Here is a 23,927-nt window from a genome sequence, read left to right as displayed (position 1 = left end):
GCATCATCAACGAGGTACGCGGCATCAACCGCGTGGTCTACGACGTGACGAGCAAGCCGCCAGGCACCATCGAGTGGGAGTGACGAGGAGTACTGCGGAGTAGAAGAGGATAGAGCAGCATGTTTAAGGCGATGTTGGCTCGGCGATAATAGTCAATAGTCCCAGCCCCCGGCCACCCGGCGACGGCATAGACGAAGCATCTGGCCGATCGGCGAATGTCTGGAACGAACGTCCCACAGAGAAGGGTGGAGCAGCCTAGCCTTGCTGGGTTTGACACCCGGGGTCCGCGGCAACTGCCACCGGCGAGGCGTTGCATCTGCCGGCCACGTATCCTTTCGCTGGGTTCATCCGTCTTAGCTGTTCATGGGCACGGTCATCCTTGACATCGCCCTCCTGGACGAATTGGAGCGTGACATGAACAGCAAGCAGAGCCTGGCGAACAAGATACACTACGAAACGCTTGCGGAGGCCTGGCGCAGCGGTCGAGAATCGCCACAGGAAGCATCCGAGTGGTCCGTTTTGACGGCAGAACCGGGCGGCGTCGATTACGTCGAGACCAACCTCGGCGACAAGACCGCGCTGTGGGTTCAGCCAAAAACGGCGGCCAAAGACCGGGTCATGCTTTACCTGCACGGCGGTGGCTATGTCGGCGGATCGATCTGGACCCATCGCAAGATGGTCGGACACCTTGCTAAGGCGATCGGCTGTTACGCTCTGCTCGCTACGTACGACTACGTTTTCCAGAGCAAGTTTCCGCGCCAAATCGAGCAGGCCGTGACCGCGTTCGAATGGCTCGCCGAGCAGGGTGTCGCGCCGAAGCACACCATAGCTGCAGGCGATTCCGCTGGTGCTGGCCTGATCGTTGCGGCGGCGATGAAACTCCGCGATGCGGGGCGGCCGCTGCCGGCCGCGATTCTCAGCATCTCTGGCTGGTATGATCTGTCGGCGAGCGGGCACTCCTACGAAAGCAACCGCGAGAAGGACGCCTTCTTCCAGAGGGCGGTCGTGGATATGCTGGTATCGCAAGTCCTTGCAGGGACCGATCCCCGGCATCCACTCGCCAGCCCGATCTTTGCCGATCTGAAGGGCCTGCCGCCGATCTATCTGCAAGTGGGTGGAGACGAAACCCTGCTCGACGACAGCCGAGCGCTTGCCGATCGCGCAAAGGCCGCCGGCGTCGAGGCGCGCCTGGACGTATTTCCGGGGATGCTGCACTCGTTCCAGATGATGGCTGGGCGCGCGCCCGAAGCCGACGACGCGATCGCGCGGTCGGCACAATGGGTTCGCCCCAAGCTTGGTCTGGCCGCAACCGCGGCAACACGCGCTGAAGGTCAGGAGGTCGCATGACTGGCAAATTGAAACCAAGATGTGGCAGCTGAAGGACATGCCCGAGCGACCGACCGGCCTGTTCGATGCGCGATATCGCGCCTTCCTCGAGACGGTGTCAGGCGTCCGCGCCCAACTGCATCGCTACTGCGCCCGCATGACGGGCTCACGCCTCGACGGTGAGGATCTCGTGCAGGAGACGCTGTTCGAGGCCTACACGAAGATTGAGACCCTCGACGATGCCCGCCGGCTGAAGCCCTGGCTGTTTCGCATCGCTCACAATCGCTGCATCGACTTTCTGAGGCGACGCGATGTGCGCGAGCGCGCGGAGCACGCCTATTCGGACGACATCGGCGTTGTCTCTGCAGAGCCGGCAGCGACCGATGCACGCCGCGCCATCGAACGGCTGGTTGGCCGCTTGCCGCCCAAGGAGCGCGCCTGCATCCTCCTGAAGGACGTGTTCGACTATTCGCTGGAAGAGACCGCAGAACTCGTGGACTCGACGGTTGGGGGCGTCAAATCCGCGCTCTCCCGCGGACGGGCGAAGCTCGCCGACTTGCCCCCTGAACCTGCCGGTGAACCGAACCGTCCGCTTGATCCCGACACCGCGCGGCTCTTGCAGCGCTATGTTGACCTCTTCAACCGCCATGACTGGGATGGCGTGCGGAGCCTCACCAGCGCCGATGCTCGGTTGCGGGTCGCCGACTGCTTCGACGGCCTGCTCAGAAGTTCTCCCTATTTCGTCGAATACGAGCGAAACCCGGAGACGTGGACCATGGTGTTGGGGGCGATCGACGGAGAGCCTGTCCTGATCGTGCTCTTCCAGCGAGGCGACCGGTGGCAGGTCGCGTGGCCGGTTCGTGTCCATGTCGCCGGTCGCGTCATCGATCGCATCGAAGATTATTATGCCTGTCCATGGATGTTGGAAAACGCCGCGGAATCCGACCTGAAACTCATGACTGGGCCAGCCGTTTTGGGAAGAGCATAAGGCGACGATTTCTCACTTCTGGCCTGGCGGAGTTACGATGGTGCGTCCTCAACGAAAAATCGTGGCGTGCCTCGGGTCGAGCAGCACGGCGGGCAAGGGCCAGGCATTCGATTGGATGGCGGAGCTCCGCCGGCGGCCGGGCAACGGGCAATTTGAGTTCCGGAATTTTGGCGTCGGCGGCGACTTGGCCTACAACGCGCTGCAGCGGTTGCCGGATGTGCTCGCCTGTCGTCCCGACAAGGTCATCGTCTGGGTCGGCGGGAATGATGTTCTCACGCTCGTGTCACGCAAAGTGCGGCGGTTCTTTACGTTTTGGAAGCGTCTGCCCCGCACGCCTTCGCCCGATTGGTTCCACGAGAATCTGGCCGAGATAGCACGCAGGCTGAAGCGCGAGACGGCGGCGGACATCGGCCTTTGCTCGCTCCCTCCGATAGGAGAAGCGCCGGATTCGGACGACCCGTTCCAGAGCGAGCTCAACCGGCGGATCAAGGAATATTCTGCGATCGTGGCGGCCATCGCGCACGAGGAACGCTGCGGCTATGTCCCGCTCCATGAGGCGCTCACCGAGGCGGTTCGCGCCTCGCCTGGCCGGGCCTACACGGCGTTCAACTTTCTTCCATTCTATCGCGATGCTTTTCGCGTACTGGTGCTGCGGCAGCGTCCGGATGATGTCGCCCGCGTAAATGGCTGGCTATTTCACACCGACGGCGTGCACTTGAACAGCCGGGCAGGGCTGATCGTGGCGGATCGCCTACAGAAATTCGTTCAGGCCTGAACCCTGAGCGGCAAGGCTGTATCCGATTTGCGCACCTATCTGAATGTCTTATCGCGCAGGCTGGCGGCCGGTTTATCGACCTAGCAACATCGCCACGCGCGATGCCAAAAGTTTAACGACGAACCCTAGAGGATAACCCCGGTGGCTCGGCACGTCGTCAGGAATGACATCGCTGTCCGACTTGAACTTAGTGCAAATCCGCAGCTGCAGTGGCGGGAGTTCTCCGTGAAACCGCGCTCTGTATGCCGAGACCCAATGCGGACCTCTATCGAAGTTCATTAACATCGCTGAATTGCAGCACATGGCGATGACCCTATTCGTGGCTGAAGTTTCCTTAAGCTTGTAACCCCTCAGCAATTCGGCCCCCTTGGAGCACTCGATGCGGTCCTTTCGATAGAGGATGTATGCGGTGCCGCCATCGGGATCGCGTATGGCGCCAGCACCTGGCAAAGCTTCGATCTGATCAGCTCCCTTCCGGCAGTCGTCGCAGTAGCAGGCACTGCTCACGATCGGCCTGCCAAAGGCTTTGAGTTCGACGCCACCGCAAGAGCAAGTTGCGGTCATGATAGGTGAGTGCGTCATCTGCTGGTGATCATCATGCGATTGCCCTCGCTGTCCCGAAATTCCGCGATCGTGCGCCCCGGTTGCCATGGCGCGGGGCGCGGTTCTGCTATGATCTCGGCGCCTCGCGATTTGAGTCTCTGAACGGTGACTTCGATTTCGTTGTCAACCAGCACGAGGACGGGCCCCTCAGATGGTGTTTCGTCCTTGCGCCTTAGGAAGTGGAGGGTGGTTTCGGCACCTGGAAATCCGAGTTCGATCCATCGCCACCCATCATTGCCCATTGGCTGATCGGCGACGACGCGGCAGTTCAGGTGATCGATGTAGAACGCCTTGGCGCGTTCCTGGTCGAACACCGGAAGCTCCGCGAACTGGATGTGCATTGTCGATCTCTCCCCATTGCATCTCGGTCCAAATCAAACTAGACGGTCCAGTACCATGAATCAATCGGCAGCGGACACGCCAGGAGCATGACCACGACGCGTTCAGCAGGTGTTTCAGAAGAACTCGAACCGCACGGCCGGTCGGCGAAAAAGCGGCGGGCCATCCTCGAGGCGGCGACAGAAGTGTTTCTGCAAAAGGGCTATCTGGCCACCAATATGGACGAGATCGCGGCGCTTGCGGCGGTGTCGAAACAGACCGTCTACAAGAATTTTCCGAACAAGGAGATGCTGTTCGTGGAGATCGTGAGCAGCGTGACCAATCGAGCCAGCGATAGGGTCCACAGTAAAATGCCCGAACTCGCCGAGGGCGAAGATATTGCCGATTATCTTCAGCGCTATGCGTACCGACAGCTTACCACTGTACTCACGCCGCGCGTCATGCAGCTGCGCCGTCTGGTGATCGGCGAGGTCGGCCGCTTCCCAGAACTGGCAAAGGCGCTCTTCGATGGCGGACCCGGGCGCGCAATTGCGGCGATGGCAGTGTTGTTCGAGCGCTTGGCTGATCGCGGCCTGCTTGCGATCGATGATCCGGCCGTCGCCGCTTCCCAGTTCAATTGGTTGATTATGGGCGAGCCATTGAACAGGGCCATGCTGTTGGGTGACGAGTCGATTCCGAAACCGGCGAAGCTTCGACGGCACGCCGCGGCCGGCGTACGGGTGTTCCTTGCGTCATACGGCAAGTGAGGCACGCCACGGCGACGAGCGAATGCCGGGCGCTACCGTGCGGACCGTTCGGCCGTGTTTGACGGTCCTTTTTTTGGTCCCCAGTGGGTCGCGGCTTGTTGCGGCGCGGCTGTCGAAAATCGACCGATTGTTGTCGATAGTCGCCGAAACCGAGCCGATCCCGAATCGCCGAAATTCCCTTTTGAAATCAAGAGCGCAGATTTCTGACGAATCGCAGAGTCGGTTCTTTAGGGCGTGCAGAAAAGTTTGTGCTGCCGCGTCAACGCGTTACCATGGCTCAAAACGATCGAGTGGGAGTGAGGGAAACGGCGATGATAGGCGGCTCTAGCGTAGAATTTCGCAGAAAATACAATGATTTGCGGGCAGGGCAGACTGCTAGCCAGGGCACATTATCAATGGAATTGACAAACCTATCAAGCCATTGAAATCGTTAAGTTTATCGGAGCGCCTGGCGCGGCTCGCAGCTTGTAGCAGATCACTCTGACGGTACTTTTGACGGTGCTTTTGTATCCGACAGAGCATTCTAAAAAGTACCGTCATTCCTTTTTAGGGTTTGACGGTACTTTTCTGTGTGTCAACGCTTTGAAATATATAACGAAAATTACCCGTAGCATGACATTTCCGCGCTGACGGTACTTTAGTTATCGACATACATAGTTTCAGCTTTGGCTGCGGTACCGATCGATGTTCCGGACCCGATCGCATATCGTCGGATGGCACCGTCGCATCACCTATCAAATGTTGTCCCGACTGCTGCCGGATCTGCGATGGAGAGAAGCGTCGACCGCATCCAGGCGGGAGCTTGGACCGCGGTAGATGCGAGCGTCTTTTTATCGTTGGGAGAAAGATGAGGTGCCGCGATCTGTGCAAGCTCGGCCGCGCGCGCCGGCCCAATATGACGAAGCGCCTGGACGACGGTCCCGGCCAAGCTGCCCGGAGCAATCAAATGCTTATCCGCCCGCGTGGTCGTTGCCACCGTGCGCGGCGATGAACATGGCGACGGCCGACCGGCAATAGGATTCGATTTCGTTGTCGTCCTCTGCTCTCGCCTGATCGAAGTGTGCGATAATCAGGAGATCGGATCCTTTGAAAAGCGCGGCAAACAAGCGGGCGGACCGGAGAGGATCGGGCACGTTCAGAACCGCCTTCGCGTGCAACTGACGCAACAGGGCCTCGATTTGGGCGATGACATGGGCGGGGCCGGCTTCGTATTGGAGCTTGCTTAACGACTTTTGATTCGTCTTGTCGGCCATGATCATGGCTTCGACACTGCGGACGTCCGAGCTCAACAGCGTGCGAAGCAGGGATGATCCCACCGCCATGAGCTGATCTTCGGCCGAACCGTCGACGCCTTCAAAAAGGGCCTGTGGTGCAAACTGATGGCAGCGGGCCGCGATGGCCGCGCTGAACAGCGCCTCCTTGTTCTCGAAGTGCCGATAGATGCTGAGCTTGGATATCTTCGCCCGCTGGGCGACCTTGTCTAATGTCGTCGCTTGAAAACCCAATTCCACAAAGAGTTCGCACGCGGCGTCGACTATCGTTTGGCCAAGCGCCTCGTTGGCGGGCCGGCCGCGCCGGCCCTGGCTGTTTTCGGTCACGACAATTCCAGTACTTGACAGTATCCTAATTCTTGCATTACGATACCATGTAGTATCTGAAATGTGCAAGCCAATGGATAGGTTTCAACCTGTCCTCCAAATCAAGTTTCCCCGGCCGCCCGGCGATATCGAATGCGGCATTGTCCGGCCGGTCAACACAGTGATGGGCGACTTTCTCGTCGATGCCGAAGCCCTGCTCGCTGCCCGTCTCGAGCGCGTATCGCTGGACGATATTTCGCGCCAGGCCCGGCCCAACCCCCTCCATCCACAACACGGAGCTTATCACCATGGATGACGTCATCATCATCGGCGGCAGCTTTGCCGGTCTCGCCGGCGCCCTGCAGCTCGGCCGTGCCCGCCGCAAGGTCACCGTTCTCGATACCGGCCTGCCGCGCAATCGCTTCGCCGGCCACTCGCATGGCCTGCTCGGTCACGATCACAAGCCACCGCTGGACATCCTGGCCGAGGCGCGGCAGCAGCTGGCGCGTTATCCCACGATCAGGCTGGTCAGTGCCCGGGCCGACAGCGTCTCCGGCGCCATCGACGATTTCTCCGTCCTCATTGGCGATGGCGAAAGCCTTGGGGCGCGGCGCCTGATCCTGAGCTATGGCGTCGCCGACCAGATGCCTGATGTTCCGGGCTTTGCCGAAAGCTGGGGCACGTCCATCGTACCCTGCCCCTATTGCGACGGCTTTGAAGTCGCCGGCCAGCATTGGGGCCTCGTCTGGTCCGGCCCGCAGTCGCATACTTATGTCAGGCTGTACCACGATTGGACCGACACGTTGACGCTCTTCGCCGATGGTCACGACATTCCACCCGATATCCGGGCCGATCTGGCGCGCCGCAACATACCTGTCGTCGATGGCCGGATCACCGAGATCGCCCATCACGGGGGCCATATCGCCACCGTCAATCTCGATACCGGCCGCAATGTCGCGGTCGACATCCTGTTCGCCCATCCGCGCAACAAGCCGTCCGCAAGCCTGCATGAATCACTGGGCCTCGCCACGGTCGATACGTCCCTCGGCATCGTCCTCAAGGTCGACGAGCGCCGCGAAACCAGCATTCCCGGCATCTACGCCGCCGGCGACCTCGCCAACCCCCTCATGGCCTCGGTCACCACGGCATCATCGCACGGCGCGATGGCGGGCATCTTCTCCCAGCAGTCGATGCTGGTTTGAGAGCACAGATTCCCTTCTCCGGTTGCCGCGGGCTATCATATTCTGAAGGTTGCGGGCCGGTGCCACGGAACGCGGGCCCCCTCTCCCCTGAGGGGAGAGCCTAGCAAAGAAAGAATCAGAACAAGGATATGGCATGGCAGAGAAAAATGTTTATCAGGTAGCCGACTGGAATGGCCAAAGCGGGGAGCGCTGGGTCGCTTACCAGGCCCGGCTCGATGCCATGATGGCGGTGTTCGGCCAGGCCGCGATCGAAGCCGCCGCGCCCGCCACGGGCGAACGCGTGCTGGACGTCGGCTGCGGCGCGGGGGCGTCTAGTCTGGATCTGGCCGCCCGCGTCGGCGCGGGGGGCCATGTGCTAGGCGTGGACATATCCGAACCGCTGATCGGCAGAGCGCGCGCGCTAGCGCCGCAGGATACGCCGGCCCTGTTCCAGGTGGCCGACGCCAGCAGCACCGCGTTGCCCGAGGGCGCGTTCGACATCCTGTTCTCGCGCTTCGGAGTGATGTTCTTTGACGATCCTACGGCGGCGTTCGCTCATATGCGCCGTGCGCTCAAGCCGGGCGCGCGGGTCGCTTTCGTCTGCTGGCGCGGCATGGCCGAGAACGATTGGGTGCGCTTGCCGATGGGCGCGATCAAGGGCATCGTCCCGCCGACGGCGCCGCCCGATCCCGAAGCGCCCGGCCCGTTCTCGTTTGGCGACCAGGGGCGGGTGGCGCGTATTTTAACGGCGGCTGGCTTCACCGATGTCGCTATCGCGCCATTCGATGCCTCCATCCCGTTCGGCGAGGGGGGGACGCGGGACGCGGCGATCGACGACGCGGTGGAGATGACACTCGAGGTCGGCCCGCTGTCGCGCGCTCTCGCTGATCAGCCCGACGACATCCGCGCCCGCGCCTCGGCCGCGGTTCGTGCCGCCTTCGCGGGCCTCCCCGGCGAGCGGTCGGTGATGATCGACGGCGCGGCGTGGATCGTCATGGCACGCAATCCGGCAAGCTGACAGGGATTAACAGGGGAGACGCCCCCGCTCGGTGGAGCGGGGCGTCTTTGGCCGGTCAGATTGATGTCCCTTCTGGCTTGGAAGCCGCCATTAGCGAGCTAGAGGCTTTGATGGCGGGGTACAGCGTTTGCACGACACTCGAAAACGTTGGTGCACGTGCTTACGGAGCACGTAGCGGGTACGACGTCCGCACGCGATGTATTCGAGGCTGCACAGAACGCCGCCAAGGCGTAAGTCCGGGACGGATCAAGGCATGAGAGGAACTGCGTGTCGTTCAGGCTCTTGCGAGCCGTGACGGTCTTTTTGCCGACGGGATCGTGAAGGCACAGCTAAAGAATGTCGAAAATCGACCAATCGATGCCGATAGTCGCTGAAACCGAGCAGATTTTGAATCGCCGAAATTCTCCTTTGAATTCAAGAGCGCAAATTTCTGACGGATCGGGGAGACGGTTCTTCATTGCGTGCAGAAAGAATTTGTGCAGGGAATTCAATGCGTTACGATCACTTAAAACAATCGAGTGGGAATGAGGTTGGAGTACTGTCGGATATATTCGGAAATTGTTGGTCAACGATAGGAGGCGATAGTTCGCGGGCGATTCTGCAAGAACAAGCAGCCGTTTTGCAGGTCGGCGATAGACCTTCGATTATGTGTAGAGAGGCTCAAAGGGATCGATACACCGCGCCGTCCACAGCACATGCTTTGGATTGGGGTTGGAGCGCCGATCCAATTCCTCGGACAATAGACATTATGTTCCGTGGATTTGTATCATGGTCTAAGCCCCGGGGCGGGACCAACGAGACGAGCGCACGGCCGCCGAGCACAGCGGGGACGGCGCCGTAGCTGAATACGTTCTCGTGCCTCGCATAGTTTCAGAGTGCTCCCGCAATGCGTGGACCGTGCGCATGCCGTGCGCCAGATCCCTGTAGACTTAAGCGTGCCATGCTTCAGCAGCTTGGCCGACAGCGGACCCGAGTTGGCGAACGGAACAATTTGGTCGTCCTGCTACGCGACGAAGCGGACCACGCCACCATCCACCCGCAAAGCCGCGCCGGTGGTCGCCGAAGCCTGCTCCGAGCATGTGTAGATGATCATGTTGGCCACCTCATCGGTGGTCGCGAAGCGGTGGATGAGGCTCGTCGGACGCATCGCCTGCAGGAAGCCCTGCTCGGCTTCGTGCTGCGTGATTCCATTTGCGTCAGCCTGTTTCGCCATGAAGTTGCCCAGGATCTCAGAGCGGGTAGGTCCCGGCAGGACGGCGTTGACGGTGACGCCCGTGCCCGCGACCGCCTCGGCAAGCCCGCGTGAGACCGCGAGTTGAGCGGTCTTGGTCATGCCATAGTCGAGCATTTCCTTAGGGATGTTGACTGCGGATTCGCTACTTATGAACACGACGCGGCCCCAGCCTTTCGCCACCATCCGCGGCAGGTAATGACGGCTCGCGCGCACGCCACTCATTACGTTCAACTGGAAGAGGTCAAGCCAGTCCTCATCGGGGATATTTGCGATATCCTCGACGCCGTTGTAGCTCCGGATGTGTGCTGTACCGACGTTGTTCACAAGGATATCGGCGTCTGGCGCATGCGCGATCAAGGCCTTTGCCCCCTCCGCTGTCGCAAGATCAGCGGCGATACCCGAGATGTCGCTGCCGGGGAAGGCCTGCCGCATCTGCCGCACCGCCTCATCGACCCGAGCGTTTCCACGGCCGTTGACGACGACCGATGCACCGGCACGCGCCAACCCCTCCGCCGTCGCGCGGCCGATACCGGCGGTGGATCCGGTAACAATGGCCTTGCGGCCTTGGAGTTCGATATTCATCTCATTCATCTCCAAAAAATTAAATAGGAAGCGCAATCAATCCACTGTCGTCTTCGCTGTTTCCGCCTCCGCTGCGTGGGCGAGGCTTTCGACCCAGTCTTGGTGATACCGGTAGAGTGCGCCGGGATGTTTGCGCCCGAGCTCATCGAGGAAGAAGGGGCCCTGCTGCGTTTCCTCAGTCAGCACATGGCAGCCATGGTCCGTAGGCGTGATGACCCAGCCATGGTATGCGCTTGAGCCGGTCTCGTCGCCATCAACTGTCGTCGCCCATGCGAGCCTGCGAAGGGGCTCGCATTCCGTCACGACCAGACTCATCGGAAATCCAACCGTCACACGGCTGTATCGCGTTCCGAGCGCCAGTTCCGGCTCCCCCGTCAGAATCTTGACCTGATCCTCGGCGGGAAAGTAGCTCGACCAATTCTCGGCTTCGACGAGCAGCTTCCAGACCGCTTCAGGCGGCGCCTTCACGTCAATGTCGTTGAGTGCGTAGATGGCCGACGTTTTCGGATCATATCGCTTGGGCCAAGTCACATGGTCGTACATCGATTACTGCTCCTTCTTGAACAAATCCTGGAAGATGAGCTGGCCCCAAGTGCGGCCGCGTGCCTGCACCAGCGCGCCACCCTCGTTGAGCTTTCCCAGCTTGACGGGTGCGAACCCAAGTTGTTTGGCCAAGGCCGCCACGGGAGCGGTCGCGTCCTCGTCGTCGCTCGACAGAAAGACGACACGGTGCCCGCCCTGGACGATCGGATCGGCAGCCAGGGTGGCCGCAACCAGATGATTGAACCCTTTGACGAGCTTGGCGCCGGTGAACGCCTTCGCGACGAAGGCGGAGGACGGGAGACCGTCCAGCTCTTCAGGGACTGGAAACGCGTTCATCGCGTCGATGACTATCTTGCCTTCCCAGCTCGGCAGAGCCTTCGCAACCTCGCGATGCTCCCCGAACGGGACCGCCAAGATGATTGTGTCGGCCTCGAGTGCATCCCGCAGCGACTTGGCGACGACCGTGGGTCCAATCGCCCGAGCCTGCGGCGCCAACGCCTCGGGCGGCCGGCGGCTCGCGACGGCCACGTCGATGTTTTTACGGGCGAAGGCGTGGGCGAGGGCCTGGCCTATCTTACCGAATCCTACAATTGCGTAGCTCATAATGCTTCTCCGATCCGTGTTGGTATTGATTCCCCGGCCTTCAACGGCGCTGGGTTATTCGTTCCGCTGTGTGGCGACCTTTGCGTGGTCGTTCCACCATGGACACGCTAGTTCCCGCCGGTCAGCCGCTTCCCGCGATCCGGCGCGATTTCAGATGGCCGAGAAGCCGCCATCGACGGACAACTCCACCCCATTCACGAAGCTCGAATCGTCGGAAGCAAGAAACAGCGCGGCCGTCGCAATTTCCTCAGGACGCCCCATCTTTCCCCGCGGGATCAGGGATTCGAACATCTGCTTCGCCTCCTCGGTCAGAACTTGGTCCTGCATCGGTGTGGCGATCGGCCCCGGGTGCAGCACGTTCACCCGGATATTCCTGCCCTTGAGTTCGTTGAGCCACCCGCGTGCGAATGCGTGCAGCGCCGCCTTGCTCGCCGCATACACGCTGTAACCAGGAAAACCTTTCACCGAAGCAACTGACCCGGTCATGAAGATCGATCCGCCATCGTTGAACAGCGGCAACGCCTTCTGAACCGTAAACAGCGTGCCGCGCGTATTCAGGCCGAAGGCCGCATCGAAGTGCTGCTCGGTAATCTCGCCCAGTGGGACGGCTTCGCCCGTGCCGGCGCTCGCGTACAGGACGTCGATCCTGCCCTTTTCCCGCTTGACTGTATCGAACAGGCGGTCGAGGTCGTCGAGATTGGCCGCGTCGCCGCGCACGCCGGTCACGTTCCGGCCGATCAGCTTGACGGCCTCGTCCAGCGCCTCCTGTCTCCGGCCCGTGATGAAAACATAGGCGCCTTCTTCAACGAACCGCTTGGCGCTCGCCAGCGCCATGCCGCTCGATCCACCCGTGATGACTGCAACCTTACCCTCAAGCTTTCCCATGACTTCTCCTTTCGTGGTGTCGGGACGGCATCTGCCTCCGAGAACCTCGAAATGGGTCCGCCGGCGTCAGTTGTTGAGTGCGGAAGCGCGCACATCGGTGGTGCGAAATCGATCCGGCTGGACGACTGACGCCAGCCGCGACGATCGGCGTCCGCCGTTCGGAATTGAGCCGCGCTCGTCGACATAGGCTATGATGACCGCCCGTACTGCTGTTCGATGTGTTAGATACGGGCTTTGGAAGGCGCACCGCGCGGTGCCGGATTGCACCATGATCGACTGGGATGACGTTCGCTACTTTCTTGCCGTCGCGCGCGGAGGCTCGGTGCGGGCCGCTGCCGAGCGCCTCGGTGTGAACCACTCGACCGTGCTGCGACGCGTCGCCCAGCTCGAGGAACGCCTCGGGGTGCAGATGTTCGAAAAGCTGCCTTCGGGCTACCGCCTGACGGCTGCGGGCGAGGAGGTCCTCGAGTTCGCGGACCAGATGGAAGTGTCGTCGCACCTGCTGGAGACGCGCGTCTTCGGGCGCGACCAGAGCGTGCGCGGGCTTCTGCGGGTGACGCTGGCACCGCCCCTCGCGACACACCTGCTCATGCCGGACTTCGCCGATTTCGCGCGTCTGCATCCGGACATCGAGATGGAAATCTTGTCGTCCGGCGAGCTGGCAAATCTGACCAACCGAGAGGCCGACGTCGCGATCCGCGTCGTCTACGACCGCAAAACCCTGCCGCTCAATCTTCATGGCCTGAAGGGACCGGAGGTGTTCGGCGGCGTCTATATGTCCTGTGATCGACTAGCCGCGTGGCGTGCGGGCGCGCCTGATCCCATCCGGTGGATCGTCATAAGCATTCATGGAATTCCGGAATGGGCCAGCGAGGGTGAGGTTCGCACCACGGGGGTTCCCTTCAGGACCACGGACGCCGAGGCGCAGATCGTTGCTGTACGGCAAGGGCTCGGGATCACGACACTGCCCTGCTTCGTCGGCGATGCCGACCCCCTACTGGTGAGGGTGCCGGGCACCGACCTGCACATGTACGGAACGCTCTGGCTTCTCACACAGGGGGAGACACGCAAGACGAAGCGCGTACGGCTCTTCACGGAGTTCGTATCCCGCAGGCTCGCCGCGTACGCGCCGCTTCTCGCGGGGCTGTCCATATCGCGCGACTGACGCCTGGCAGGTCGCCGATGGCGCTGTCTCGAGCGTACCGCTGTAGAAGGGCCATTCTCGGCGTTGAAAAACAATTGCTCTTTGAAGACTGTGGCGCGTACAGCTATTTCGAAATCCATGATTGGTATGAGAAGCTTTGCCCGAGCACCGCGCCGCACGAATGATGACGCGCAGCGCAACCAAATTGGGGAGGATTCAAAATATTGGTATGCGATGCTTGATTGTCACGGCTCATCCACTCAATCCAAGCCTTTGCCAAACGCTTTCGAACGCAGCTATCGACACCCTGATGGATGCGAAGCACCAGTGCCGACATGTTGATCTGTATCGATCTGGCTTCTTCCCGGCTCTTACACCGGCGGAGCGCGCGAGCTACTATTCCGGATTCGAGACTACAGAGGTAGCTAAAGAGATTGAGGATCTTCTCTGGGCCGAGACTATCGTCTTGATTTTTCCCACGTGGTGGTTCGGACCTCCAGCTATATTGAAGGGCTGATTCGACAGGGTATGGGTGCCTGGTATTGCATACCATCACGCAGCCGATCTTGGTGCCATACAACCGCGACTTCGCCAGTTAAGGAAGGTGGTTGCAATAACAACTTTGGGCTCACCTTGGTGGGTCGATTGGCTGATCCTCAGGCGGCCAGTGCGGCGTGTTCTCAAGACAGCTATTCTGAATACCTGTGCTCCTCAAGCCTCGCTTACGTTCCTTTCATTTTACAAGGTTGAAAGTCTGCCTAGGCAAGGTGTCGATGCTGCGATAAATCGCATTAGATCAATGCTACAGCGTCTATAGCTAAGCCCCGTCACAATGCTCCTTTTCCTTGAAGGGCGCAGGTAGAGCAATGCCCGTGGGGACAGCGCGGCTCGTGACCGCTGCCCTTATCGGTATGTACGCGCATCACCATCGGTAGATGGCGGCACCGCGGATATCTACCGTCACGACATGGCATTCCTGGGCGCAGCCGCCACCGGCATCATCAACGAGGTGCGCGGCATCAACCGCGTCGTCTATGACGTGACGAGCAAACCGCCAGGCACCATCGAGTGGGAATGAGCTCAAATTCGGTCCGACGGACGTTAGGGTGTCGGGTGGGTTGTGATCAGGCGGGAACGTACGTCACTCTGATCGCGTCCTCGCCAACCCGGTCGCTGGCCACGAGACGCAGCGGCGGCCGCGGGCCGGCGAAGAATGGCTTGCCGCGACCAAGCACGATGGGACGGAAGTAGAGCCGGTACTCATCGATAAGGCCAAGCTCGGTCAGACTACCCGCAAGCTCCGGTCCGGCGACTTCGATCTCGCCCTCGTGTTCGGCTTTAAGCGCCCTAACGAACCCTTTGAGATCGTCGTCCACCAGCGTGGCGTTCGGCCCGACCGACTTCAGGGTGCGAGAGACGACCCATTTCGGCTGCGCCCGCCAGGCCGCCGCAAAGTCGCGCCCGACCTGGTCCTGTCCCGACTGATCCTCGTCCCAATAGCGCATTACCTCGTACATGCGCCGGCCGTAGAGGCTGCCGGCGATCCCGCGCACATGGGCGTTGAAGTGGCGATGGAGCGCCTCTCCGGGCATCGGCAGCCCGGGCCCGCCCTCGGCGCCAGCGACATAGCCGTCGAGCGACTGCATCATTCCGAATACAAGCTTCGCCATGCACAGGCTCCTATCGATCGACGACGATCCGAAGGGATCGCATTCATTTATACCTCGCCCTCACTTCGTCGGTTCGTTGGTTGCACACATTCTCTGACGTGTTCACGTTGGCCGGTAAATCTGCGCCACCGCGCCCCCCGGGAAGGCTTTCGAGCTCACCAGCTTGAGAGACATCGGCGCGACCAGTTCGGAGAACAGCGGCAGGCCTTTGCCCAGCGCCACGGGGGCCACCGTCAGGGCGAGCTGGTCGACCAGTCCTTGGGCGACGAGACTGCGGGCGAAGCTCACTCCGCCGTGGGCGATGATCGGCTTGCCCTCTTGGGCTTTCAACTTCGCGACTTCCTCCGCCAAGTCACCGCTCGCCACATAGGCCTCCGCCCAACTTTCACCACCGGGCTGCAACTTCGCCGGCTGTCCGGTTCCCGCGTTGACGGCGCGAGCCTCATCGAGCGCCGCCGACTTGCTCACCTCCCTCAGGATCTCCGGTCCCCGTCGTGAGAAGACGGCCTTGGGGATCTGGTTCATCGGCGCCGCGAACTGGTCGCAGGAGATCGGCCACCAGGCGGCCATGTCACGGAAGCTGCGGCTGCCCATGATGTGCAGGCTCGAGTTCCATATGAACTCTACGCCCCAGGCCTTCGCCTCTTGATCGGCGCCGAACATCCATGTGTTTCGGCCATCCAGGTCACTCACGAAGCCGTCGATCGATATGGACATCTTCAAGATCAGGTCTCTCATCGCTTCTTCCTTGCGCTGGTGAGACCCAAGGACGGGCCAGATCGGTCAGTTCCGACAATTCGTTGCGGGATAGTCCGACAACGCTTGCGCGCCGCCGAAGAAGGGATACCTAGCTTCCTTGCCTGGTCGGCGAGGGTGTCGTTGATGCCGCGCCAAATTCTGGTTCAGCGCCGTTTGTCAAAGCAGCGCACCTGAAGGTTGCGGCTGAGGCAACTGCCGTCCGCCAGGTGGCGAGAGACATGTGAGACGAAGCCGGTGCACGCCGACTGATTTGATTCCCAAAACCGGATACGGGTCTTTCCGTAACGGCGCCAATCAGCTTATCCATTTTTCTCGGCCGGGTTCTCCTTTCGTGGCACCGAGGCGGGTAAGCAGATTGAGCGTGATCCTGCCGACATCGTTCATGGCGCCTGCGGCTGGCAGCGCGCCGCACCAGGCAACCGAGCTTGCGGAAAAGATCAAGCCGCCTGCTGCGAGCTTTCGCAGGGTCATTTCGGCGCAGCGGCGGGCGATGCGTTGCCTATCCCCGCCCTCATACCAGCGCGTCGGATCCTGGAAGAAGCTGTCGGGAAATCCCGTCGCCCGCGCGATCACGACGGTGTCAGCGGAAGTGCCGAGGGCTGGATCCGTCGCATCCACTTCGTAGCCCGCGGCACCGCCCAGCACGATGCCGTCGGTGCCGAAGGTCGCATTTTCAACGCCTTCGAACAGCCATGCGCATCCTGCTTCATGGCTTTCCTCAGTGCGCGTGAAGGGGCGTGCGCCATCGAAACCCATCAGTGAGATCGCGCCACCGATCAGCGTGAATTCGCCTCGGCCGCGGCAACGGAGATAGCCGCCTGGTTCGTTGGTGATCGACAGCGCCTGTTCGGCGACCGGGCCGTCCCAGGTTCGGCCGGCCTCCAGCGGCGAGCGCCGCAACTCCATCAGATCGTCCTTGAAAGCCACAGTGGCAGCAAAGCCGTTTCCGCCGAGATAGGCGATGCTGCCGCCTTCGGCCACAAACTGCCGCAGCGCCTGCTCCATCTCGATCGACATATATTCGGGATGACTGCCGGTGACGACGGCTTGATGTCGACGCAAACCGTCTATGCCGCATTCGTGCAAATCGTGATCGGTCATGACGTCAAACACGATTCCATTGTCGTGGCAGAATCGGAGGAAGTGCAGATCGACCGGCAAATTGTGTGGGCAGCCGCAGAGCGGATAATCGTAATCGTCCCTGAGCGTCACTTTCGGCTTTTTGTAGGAGCAGATGGAAACACCGCTAAGGTCGGAATGGTAGTCGTAAAGGGATTTCAGATTGTTGGAGATCGCGAAGCGATGTCCCCGGTCGTCGCCTTTCCATTCATAAAGATGATCCGGGAGATATTCGTCCGCATAAGCGAGATAGGTGGCCGTCGGCACGAGATACAACAGCGGCGACGAAACCTGTGAAGAGGTGACGAAGAACACCACGCGTTCGTAGCCACCCTCCCATTCGACCTGGAACGCGTAGACGCCTGGGTGTGCGTTTTCGGGGATCGTCGCGCGGTGCGAGACCGGCCACCCAAGCGGGCCGATGTCGTCGTCGTGGCAATGGATAGCGTCGTAGTGCGACGGCACCAAGCGAGGCTCGAAGCTCGATCCGTCCCAGCGTGCCGAAGTCACGCAGAAGGCTGGCTGATTGATCACGTCGAGGAGCAACGGATCTGCTCCGCCCGACGACAGGATCGGCTGCGTTGGTAACAGCGTCGGGAAATCCCAGGCAATGGTCCCCTGTGGGGTGTCGAGCCGGATCGCAGCAAATTTCGCGTTGAGAGTAGGTTCGTGGTTGGTGGCACTTGCGCCGAAATGGATGTCGTGCGCCTGGAGGGTCCGCTCAGGGCTGGCAAAACCTTCGTGGAGTTCGTAAGGCGCGAGACGGTCATGGGATTTGATGCGCAGGCGCAACTGCTCCTGCCGCAGGTCCAACTCGACAGTGAGCCACACACCAGTTGGCGCCTTCTTCTCGACAAGGGTTTCGCCGCCGATTTCCACGACAAATGCGCCGTCGCGGAGGCGCAGCCCGAGGGCGCCTGCCTCCAGGATCGTGCGCGCACCTTCGTTGCGCGTGAGGAACAGCTCAAAACGTATGCCGTGGACGGCTTGTACTTTGGCCAGTTCGCCGGCTCGCACGAACAGGAACGACCCTTGGTCGAAATGCCGACGCCGTGCTTCACCTACCGTTTCGATGGGCCAGGCGAGAAATTCCGGAGCCGGCTTGTCGAGCCGGCAAATTCGTGTGGCCTTTATCGGCCGATCGCATGACAGGCTGAGCTTGATCCGCTGGCCTGCTTTGGCACTCCAGGGGGTGGTATAGCCAACCACGCTCATCGCGTCGTGGTCTACTGCGCGCTTCATCTATCCCTCCCGATGAACTCCAGATGGGCTGGGGCGAACCGCGTAGTCCGGTCCGATGTCGGCCAATGCGCTGCCGCTCTGACAAGCAAAGTTCCGCATGGCGCACTACAGCCATGATGTACATGCTTGTATAGATAAGCTGCATTCGGATAGTCTCGACGCGATCGGTCCAAGCGCGACATTACCAAGGAGGATGACATGCGCAACGCATCTCTCTTCGATCTGTCAGGCAGGAAGGCGCTTGTAACCGGCGCAAGCCGTGGCATCGGGCGCAGCATCGCCGAGGCGCTCAGCGCGGCCGGCGCCGACGTCGCGGTCACGGCGCGCAGCGTGGCCTCGCTCGAGAAGACGATGGCCGCCATCCGCACCGCCGGCGGGGTCGCGCACGCCATCGCCCTGGACGTCACCGATGTCGACCGCTGCCTGGCGGCGACAGCCGAGGCCGGCAGCCTGCTCGGAGGTCTCGATATTCTCGTCAACAATGCAGGTACGGAAGAGGTCCGGCCTTCACTCGATGTCGACGAGGTCTTGTGGGACAGGATTGTCGATACGAATCTCAAAGGCGCCTTCTTCTGCGCCCAAGCCGCCGCGCGGCAGATGAGAGACGCCGGACGGCCCGGCGTCATTATCAATCTCTGCTCGCTGACCTCCGAGGTTGGGGTTCCCACGGCGGTGCCGTACGGCTCGTCGAAATCAGGCCTCCTCGGCATGACGCGGGCGCTTGCAGCGGAGTGGGCCGATCTCGGGATCCGGGTCAACGCCATTGCGCCTGGCTATTTCAGGACAGCGATGACAGACGTGTTCTACAGCAACGAGGCATGGCAGCAATCGATGCTCGCCAAGATTCCGCAGCGCCGTTTTGGTGATCTCTCGGACCTGCACGGAATCGCGGTGTTCCTCGCTTCGGATGCGGCAGCCTACATAACCGGCCAGTCCATTCCCGTGGATGGAGGCTTTCTCGCATCGATTTGAAGGCTTCAGGGGCCGGAGACGTGTCCCAGAAGTGATCGACAAGCGCTAATCGTAATTGCGTTCTAAGAAAAGGAGCCGCCATGTCTGACGTCAGCTTCCACCGCCTGTCATCCCTCAGTGTCGATCAGCGGGCCAGTTTACTGAAACGCGCCGAAGGAGATCTGTCTTCCTTCATCGAAAAGGTCCGTCCAATCATCCAGGCCGTCAAGGATGAAGGTGACGCGGCATTGCTCCGGTTTGCACGCGAACTCGACAAAGCCGATGTTGCCGACGGTGGACTGAAAGTTTCGGAAGCGGAGTTCGACGCGGCATTCGACAAGGTCGAGAAGGATGTCGTGGAGAGTATCCGGTTCGGCATCGAGAACATAATGCATTTCCACGAGGAGCAGCGCCCGGAAACGATGTGGCTCAAGGAAGTTCGGCCGGGCGCCTATGCGGGCGACCGATACACACCGATTGCTTCCGTTGCGCTTTATGTTCCGCGCGGCAAAGGCGCCTTTCCCTCGGTGACGATGATGACCTCGGTTCCGGCGGTGATTGCCGGGGTTCCCCAGATCGCGATCGTGACGCCTGCGACTTCGGATGGTTCCGTCGACGCCGCGACGCTGGTTGCTGCCCGCCTCGCCGGCGTGGAGACCGTGTACAAGTGCGGCGGCGCCCATGCGGTCGCCGCCGTCGCCTATGGAACCGAGACCGTGAAGCCTGCCGTCAAGATCGTCGGGCCGGGGAGCCCGTGGGTGGTGGCGGCAAAGAGCGTGTTGTCCCCGATCATCAACACAGGTCTGCCCGCCGGTCCTTCCGAAGCGATCATTTTTGCCGATCACAGCGTCGACGGCGGCCTGGCTGCTCTTGACCTGTTGATCGAGGCCGAGCACGGGCCGGATTCCTCGGCCTACCTGGTGACGCACAGCCGCAAGGTCGCCGAAGCCGCGTTGATTGCGATACCGGAACACTGGTCCCGGATGAGCGAACAGCGTGTGGAGTTCTCACGCGCGGTGCTGACTGGGAAGCGCGGCGGCATCGTGCTGACCGAGTCGCTGGAGGACAGCTACCGCTTCATCAACGACTATGCGCCGGAGCACCTCGAGATTCTGTCAACGGAGCCATTTGCGCATCTCGGACGTATCACGGAAGCTGCCGAGATCCTCATGGGTCCGCATACGCCGGTGACCCTCGCCAACTTCGTCCTGGGACCCAATGCGGTGCTGCCGACCAGCCGGTGGGCGCGAACCTTTGGACCGCTTTCCGTGACGGATTTCGTCAAGAGATCGTCGGTCGGCTATGTGACCTCGGCGGCCTATCCGGAACTCGCCCTGCATGCCCGCAGGCTCGCCCGCTACGAAGGATTCAGCTCGCATGAGAACGCGGTTTCGGAGATCCGCGATCGCTATCTCGCCGGCTGAGCGGAAACGATGACGATGAGGGCGGCGCGACTCCATGGACCCGGCGACTTGCGCGTCGAGGATATCGCCGCGCCAGGCGCTCCCGAGCCGGGCTGGGTGAAGCTGAGGGTCGATGCCGCAGGCATTTGCGGTTCCGATCTCCACAACTTCCGCACGGGCCAATGGATAAGCCGATCGCCTTCGACGGCTGGCCATGAGCTGACAGGCACGGTGATCGCCATCGGCGAGGGCGTGGACACCGTCGCTGTTGGCGACCGCGTGGTCGCCGATTCCCGTTTCTGGTGTGGAGAATGCGCGCAATGCCATGCAGGCAGGCGGCATCTTTGCACGTCGCTGGGCTTTGTCGGCGAGATATGCGACGGCGGATTTGCCGAACAGGCGGTCCTGCCCGCACGCCTGCTGCACGTCGTCGATGCCGCGCTTGACGAACGGGTCGCGGCGATGGCCGAGCCGCTGGCTGTAGCGTTGCACGCAGTGCGGCGTCTGCCGAAAACGGCCGGCTCCGTTCTTGTCGTCGGCTGCGGGACTATCGGCGGGCTTGCCGCACTGCTGCTTTCCCGGACATTCGCAGGTACCGTGCTCGTCGCCGATCGCAACCCTGGCCGCTGCGCCCGCGTGGCGCGTGTGACCGGCGCCAGCATCGTCGATTTGAACCGGGACGCCATTGCCGCCGCCACCGCGGATGCCCCCTTGCTCGCTGCCGTCGAAGCAACCGGCAGCGTCGCAGCACTCGGCCAGTTGCTCGGCGTTCTCGATGCCGGCGGCACCGTTGCGATGGTCGGCATATTCCATGGCCGCCTCGATATCGATCCCAACATCCTGGTTGAACGCGAAATAGCATTGCTGGGATGCCACGCCTTTGCCGATGAGCTTCCCGACGCCATTCGGATGCTCGGCGAATTGACCGAGCCCATGGTCGAACTGATCGACCGCGAGATCGGCCTGGATGATGTTCCCGCAGCCTATGAGCGGCTGTTGGCGGGGCAGGGTGACGGCTTGAAAACGATCGTCCGGATGCGGTGTGCCGGGCGCGTGTGATTTCCGAACCTTGCCGGAAAGGATTTTTGAAATGATAACTTTGCCCGACACCGCCAGCCCTCTTTACGAGAAGGTCAAGGACTACATCCTGACGAACATCGGAACGGGGCGATGGAGCAAGGACCGCAAGCTGCCTTCCGAAAATGAATTCGTGGCGACACTCGGCGTGTCTCGGATGACGGTCCATCGTGCCTTGCGGGAGTTGACCTCTGCGGGTTTTCTGATCCGGCTCCAGGGCGTCGGCACATTCATCGCGCCACCTCGACCGCAATCCGCACTGATCGAGATCAACAACATCGCGGCGGAAATTGTCGCGCGGGGAAACAGGCATCGCTCCGAGGTTATCGTCCTCGAAAAGATCATGCCGACAAAGGAGCTCGCGCTTTCGTTCGAGTTTGCAAAGCGCGTGTCGGTCTATCATTCCATCGTCGTTAACTTCGAGAACGACCTGCCTGTGCAACTGGAAGAGCGCTTCGTCAACCCGGGCCTGATACCCGACTATGACAAGCAGGATTTTTCCAGGACAGCGACCTACGACTATCTCATGCAGAAAACCCCGGTGACGGAGGTCGAGCACATCATCTCGGCGACCCCTGCCGATGCCGAGACGGCGCGGTATCTGGGCATCGACGTCGGCAGCTGCTGCCTGTTTCTGCATCGCCGGACATGGACGGGCGCCGTCGTTGCCACGATCAGCAAGCTGACTTACGTTGGCAGCCGCTACTCGCTTGGCAGTCGATATTCTCCATCCAAAAAAACCTGATCGCAGTGAAGCGAATCAGAGTCGGAAGGAGGGGGCTAACTTGTATATGCATGTATGTATTTAGCCTTGACATCCGCTGTTGCTGACGTTGAAGTGTCGTCGCACTTTCGTTGAACGAACAGCTAAGATGCCGAGGCACGGTGCCGCAAGGGCAGAAGCCCGCATTCTCACCAGGCCGGATGTTTGGTTCAAAAAAGCGGCCTGATCATCAAGGGGAACAAGATGATGCGTAACCTAGCAGGACAATTTCGGGCACTCGTTATGGCTGCTGCCGTCGGGTTTGCCCCGGCGGTCTACGCGGCCGACACGACAATTCCGGCGACGCCTGAGGCAGGAACATTCAAGATCGGCATCGAGCCATGGCTTGGCTACGGCCAGTGGCACGTCGCCGAAGCCAAGGGTCTGTTCAAGGCAAGCGGGCTGTCCGACGTACAGATCGTGAACTTCGCCGAGGACAAGGACATCAACGCCGCCCTGGCGAGCGGCCAGCTCGATGCCGCCAACATCGCGACCCACACGGCTATGGGCATGGTAGCGGCCGGCCTGCCGGTGAAGATCGTGCTTCTGCTCGACGTCAGCATGACGGCGGACGCCATGATCGCCGGCAAGGACATCGCCTCCGTCGCCGACCTCAAGGGCAAACAGGTCGCTTTTGAGGAAGGCACGACGAGCGACATCCTGCTCAAATACGCGCTCGCCAAGAATGGCATGTCCATCGCCGATGTCCAGCCGGTTCCAATGCCGGCGGCGGATGCCGGCAGTGCGTTGATCGCCGGCCAGGTCCCGGTGGCGGTGACCTATGAGCCCTATCTCACCGCGGCCAGGGCACAGAACAAGGACGTCAAGCTGCTCTTCACCGCAGGCGAAGATCCCGGCCTGATCAGCGACGTGTTCGTGGTGCGCGATGAGGTGATCAAGTCGCGTCCCGGCCAGGTGCTTGCCATGATCAAAACCTGGGATGCGGCCCTGAAGGCTTACAATGCCGACACGCCCGACGGCCGGGCGATCATCTCCAAGGCAGTCGGTTCGAGCGTCGAAGACCTCAACACCGCCTTTGATGGCGTGCGTTACTATACTCTCGCCGAAAACAAGGATGCGCTGACGGGCGAATTTTCCACCAAGACATTCGCCGATGTCGAGGCAGCCGCCAAGAACGCCGGGCTGCTTCAGGCGGACGTGACGCCGGAGCAGATGATCGACCCGTCATTCGTCAAGGCCGCGAAATGACGAGGGCCGGCTCGCGGTGGTGACGCAAATGTCCGAGCAGCGTGCGACCAAGCCAAGCCCGTCTCACGCAGCGCCGGGGCCGGTGATCAAACAGCCGATGCGCCGTCGCCCCACCGCCCGGCAACGCCCGGCCCACCCACCCCCCCGCGAGCGGGAGGATCCGCGGGCGGGGTTTTCCGGGCGCGGTGTG

At 61.3% G+C, this 23,927-nt stretch carries 25 protein-coding genes and 3 pseudogenes; 15 read left to right on the top strand and 13 right to left on the bottom strand.

Annotated features, from left to right (window positions below):
- From NKI67_RS32330 to NKI67_RS32315, 4 genes are all read left to right on the top strand, one after another.
- The coding region (locus NKI67_RS32330; protein WP_502909381.1) for a GMP synthase (glutamine-hydrolyzing) at positions 1-83 on the top strand (83 nt) is incomplete at its 5' end.
- 280 nt (positions 84-363) lie between these two features.
- Positions 364-1,347 (top strand): alpha/beta hydrolase, encoded by a 984-nt coding sequence (locus NKI67_RS32325; RefSeq protein ID WP_352648892.1) that lies wholly within the window; start codon positions 364-366, stop codon positions 1,345-1,347.
- A gap of 19 nt (positions 1,348-1,366) precedes the next feature.
- Positions 1,367-2,314, top strand: a complete 948-nt coding sequence (locus tag NKI67_RS32320; RefSeq protein ID WP_198023550.1) for a sigma-70 family RNA polymerase sigma factor — start codon at positions 1,367-1,369, stop codon at positions 2,312-2,314.
- Between the two features lie 37 nt (positions 2,315-2,351).
- Positions 2,352-3,089: an SGNH/GDSL hydrolase family protein gene (locus NKI67_RS32315; protein ID WP_023676209.1), complete on the top strand. Its 738-nt coding sequence runs from the start codon at positions 2,352-2,354 to the stop codon at positions 3,087-3,089.
- A gap of 72 nt (positions 3,090-3,161) precedes the next feature.
- Here the strand turns inward: NKI67_RS32315 and NKI67_RS33985 are convergent, their stop codons facing one another.
- Together NKI67_RS33985 and NKI67_RS32310 are read right to left on the bottom strand one after the other, a co-directional pair.
- The gene (locus NKI67_RS33985) at positions 3,162-3,653 is read right to left on the bottom strand and encodes a GFA family protein (RefSeq protein WP_502894794.1); all 492 of its coding nucleotides are present in this window, start codon (positions 3,651-3,653) and stop codon (positions 3,162-3,164) included.
- A gap of 14 nt (positions 3,654-3,667) precedes the next feature.
- Complete coding sequence (locus tag NKI67_RS32310) at positions 3,668-4,033, bottom strand: VOC family protein (protein WP_023676207.1); 366 nt, start codon at positions 4,031-4,033, stop codon at positions 3,668-3,670.
- An 87-nt stretch (positions 4,034-4,120) separates the two neighbouring features.
- On the opposite strand from NKI67_RS32310, the gene NKI67_RS32305 reads away from it, so the two are divergent.
- Positions 4,121-4,777, top strand: coding sequence for a TetR/AcrR family transcriptional regulator (locus NKI67_RS32305; protein WP_023676206.1), 657 nt, complete (start codon positions 4,121-4,123; stop codon positions 4,775-4,777).
- A gap of 727 nt (positions 4,778-5,504) precedes the next feature.
- Here the strand turns inward: NKI67_RS32305 and NKI67_RS32300 are convergent.
- From NKI67_RS32300 to NKI67_RS32290, 3 genes and pseudogenes are all read right to left on the bottom strand, one after another.
- Positions 5,505-5,732 (bottom strand): annotated as a pseudogene (locus NKI67_RS32300) (hypothetical protein); the annotation flags it as partial.
- Complete coding sequence (locus tag NKI67_RS32295) at positions 5,728-6,375, bottom strand: TetR/AcrR family transcriptional regulator (protein ID WP_023676205.1); 648 nt, start codon at positions 6,373-6,375, stop codon at positions 5,728-5,730. The gene NKI67_RS32295 and the pseudogene NKI67_RS32300, both read right to left, overlap by 5 nt.
- A 37-nt stretch (positions 6,376-6,412) precedes the next feature.
- Positions 6,413-6,664 (bottom strand): hypothetical protein, encoded by a 252-nt coding sequence (locus NKI67_RS32290; RefSeq protein ID WP_352648888.1) that lies wholly within the window; start codon positions 6,662-6,664, stop codon positions 6,413-6,415.
- On the opposite strand from NKI67_RS32290, the gene NKI67_RS32285 reads away from it, so the two are divergent.
- The gene (locus tag NKI67_RS32285) at positions 6,663-7,556 is read left to right on the top strand and encodes an NAD(P)/FAD-dependent oxidoreductase (protein ID WP_023676203.1); all 894 of its coding nucleotides are present in this window, start codon (positions 6,663-6,665) and stop codon (positions 7,554-7,556) included. The two genes, NKI67_RS32290 and NKI67_RS32285, sit on opposite strands and share 2 nt — an antisense overlap.
- Positions 7,557-7,689: 133 nt before the next feature.
- Positions 7,690-8,553, top strand: a complete 864-nt coding sequence (locus tag NKI67_RS32280; RefSeq protein ID WP_023676202.1) for a class I SAM-dependent methyltransferase — start codon at positions 7,690-7,692, stop codon at positions 8,551-8,553.
- Positions 8,554-9,440: 887 nt separating this feature from the next.
- On the opposite strand, the pseudogene NKI67_RS32275 reads toward NKI67_RS32280, so the two are convergent.
- From NKI67_RS32275 to NKI67_RS32255, 5 genes and pseudogenes are all read right to left on the bottom strand, one after another.
- Positions 9,441-9,553: pseudogene (locus tag NKI67_RS32275) on the bottom strand (alpha/beta fold hydrolase); the annotation flags it as partial.
- 3 nt (positions 9,554-9,556) lie between these two features.
- Positions 9,557-10,369 (bottom strand): SDR family NAD(P)-dependent oxidoreductase, encoded by an 813-nt coding sequence (locus NKI67_RS32270; RefSeq protein WP_023676200.1) that lies wholly within the window; start codon positions 10,367-10,369, stop codon positions 9,557-9,559.
- 36 nt (positions 10,370-10,405) lie between these two features.
- Positions 10,406-10,912 carry an SRPBCC domain-containing protein gene (locus NKI67_RS32265; RefSeq protein ID WP_023676199.1) on the bottom strand — a complete coding sequence of 169 codons (507 nt, stop codon included), beginning with the start codon at positions 10,910-10,912 and terminating at the stop codon, positions 10,406-10,408.
- 3 nt (positions 10,913-10,915) lie between these two features.
- Positions 10,916-11,515: an NADPH-dependent F420 reductase gene (locus NKI67_RS32260; protein WP_023676198.1), complete on the bottom strand. Its 600-nt coding sequence runs from the start codon at positions 11,513-11,515 to the stop codon at positions 10,916-10,918.
- A gap of 150 nt (positions 11,516-11,665) precedes the next feature.
- Positions 11,666-12,400 (bottom strand): SDR family NAD(P)-dependent oxidoreductase, encoded by a 735-nt coding sequence (locus NKI67_RS32255; RefSeq protein WP_023676197.1) that lies wholly within the window; start codon positions 12,398-12,400, stop codon positions 11,666-11,668.
- 268 nt (positions 12,401-12,668) lie between these two features.
- Between NKI67_RS32255 and NKI67_RS32250 the strand changes: the two genes are divergently transcribed.
- From NKI67_RS32250 to NKI67_RS33980, 3 genes and pseudogenes are all read left to right on the top strand, one after another.
- On the top strand, positions 12,669-13,565 hold the full coding sequence (locus tag NKI67_RS32250; protein WP_023676196.1) for a LysR family transcriptional regulator: 897 nt from the start codon (positions 12,669-12,671) through the stop codon (positions 13,563-13,565).
- A 160-nt stretch (positions 13,566-13,725) separates the two neighbouring features.
- Positions 13,726-14,061, top strand: coding sequence for an NAD(P)H-dependent oxidoreductase (locus NKI67_RS32245; protein ID WP_352648885.1), 336 nt, complete (start codon positions 13,726-13,728; stop codon positions 14,059-14,061).
- 396 nt (positions 14,062-14,457) lie between these two features.
- Positions 14,458-14,622 (top strand): annotated as a pseudogene (locus NKI67_RS33980) (GMP synthase (glutamine-hydrolyzing)); the annotation flags it as partial.
- Between the two features lie 46 nt (positions 14,623-14,668).
- Here NKI67_RS33980 and NKI67_RS32235 read toward each other — a convergent pair.
- From NKI67_RS32235 to NKI67_RS32225, 3 genes are all read right to left on the bottom strand, one after another.
- Positions 14,669-15,214: a dihydrofolate reductase family protein gene (locus tag NKI67_RS32235; protein WP_023676194.1), complete on the bottom strand. Its 546-nt coding sequence runs from the start codon at positions 15,212-15,214 to the stop codon at positions 14,669-14,671.
- Positions 15,215-15,316: 102 nt separating this feature from the next.
- The gene (locus NKI67_RS32230) at positions 15,317-15,952 is read right to left on the bottom strand and encodes a dihydrofolate reductase family protein (protein WP_023676193.1); all 636 of its coding nucleotides are present in this window, start codon (positions 15,950-15,952) and stop codon (positions 15,317-15,319) included.
- Between the two features lie 315 nt (positions 15,953-16,267).
- The gene (locus NKI67_RS32225) at positions 16,268-18,334 is read right to left on the bottom strand and encodes a N,N-dimethylformamidase beta subunit family domain-containing protein (RefSeq protein ID WP_023676192.1); all 2,067 of its coding nucleotides are present in this window, start codon (positions 18,332-18,334) and stop codon (positions 16,268-16,270) included.
- 198 nt (positions 18,335-18,532) lie between these two features.
- Here NKI67_RS32225 and NKI67_RS32220 point away from each other — a divergent pair, with 198 nt between their 5' ends.
- From NKI67_RS32220 to NKI67_RS32200, 5 genes are all read left to right on the top strand, one after another.
- Positions 18,533-19,306: an SDR family NAD(P)-dependent oxidoreductase gene (locus NKI67_RS32220; protein WP_023676191.1), complete on the top strand. Its 774-nt coding sequence runs from the start codon at positions 18,533-18,535 to the stop codon at positions 19,304-19,306.
- A gap of 80 nt (positions 19,307-19,386) precedes the next feature.
- Entirely contained in the window at positions 19,387-20,709 is a 1,323-nt protein-coding gene (gene hisD, locus NKI67_RS32215; protein WP_023676190.1) for a histidinol dehydrogenase, read from the top strand.
- 15 nt (positions 20,710-20,724) lie between these two features.
- A complete protein-coding gene (locus NKI67_RS32210) occupies positions 20,725-21,747 on the top strand; it encodes a zinc-dependent alcohol dehydrogenase (protein WP_023676189.1) in 1,023 nt (340 codons plus the stop codon).
- 31 nt (positions 21,748-21,778) lie between these two features.
- Positions 21,779-22,510: a histidine utilization transcriptional repressor HutC gene (hutC, locus tag NKI67_RS32205; RefSeq protein ID WP_023676188.1), complete on the top strand. Its 732-nt coding sequence runs from the start codon at positions 21,779-21,781 to the stop codon at positions 22,508-22,510.
- A gap of 225 nt (positions 22,511-22,735) precedes the next feature.
- Positions 22,736-23,737, top strand: a complete 1,002-nt coding sequence (locus NKI67_RS32200) for an ABC transporter substrate-binding protein (protein WP_023676187.1) — start codon at positions 22,736-22,738, stop codon at positions 23,735-23,737.
- Positions 23,738-23,927: the final 190 nt, after the last annotated feature.

The organism is Mesorhizobium sp. M0408 (assembly GCF_040321495.1).
Taxonomy (GTDB): Bacteria; Pseudomonadota; Alphaproteobacteria; order Rhizobiales; family Rhizobiaceae; genus Mesorhizobium.
Note: the sequence above shows the minus strand (reverse complement) of the source record. Positions and strands in the feature narration are given on the sequence as shown.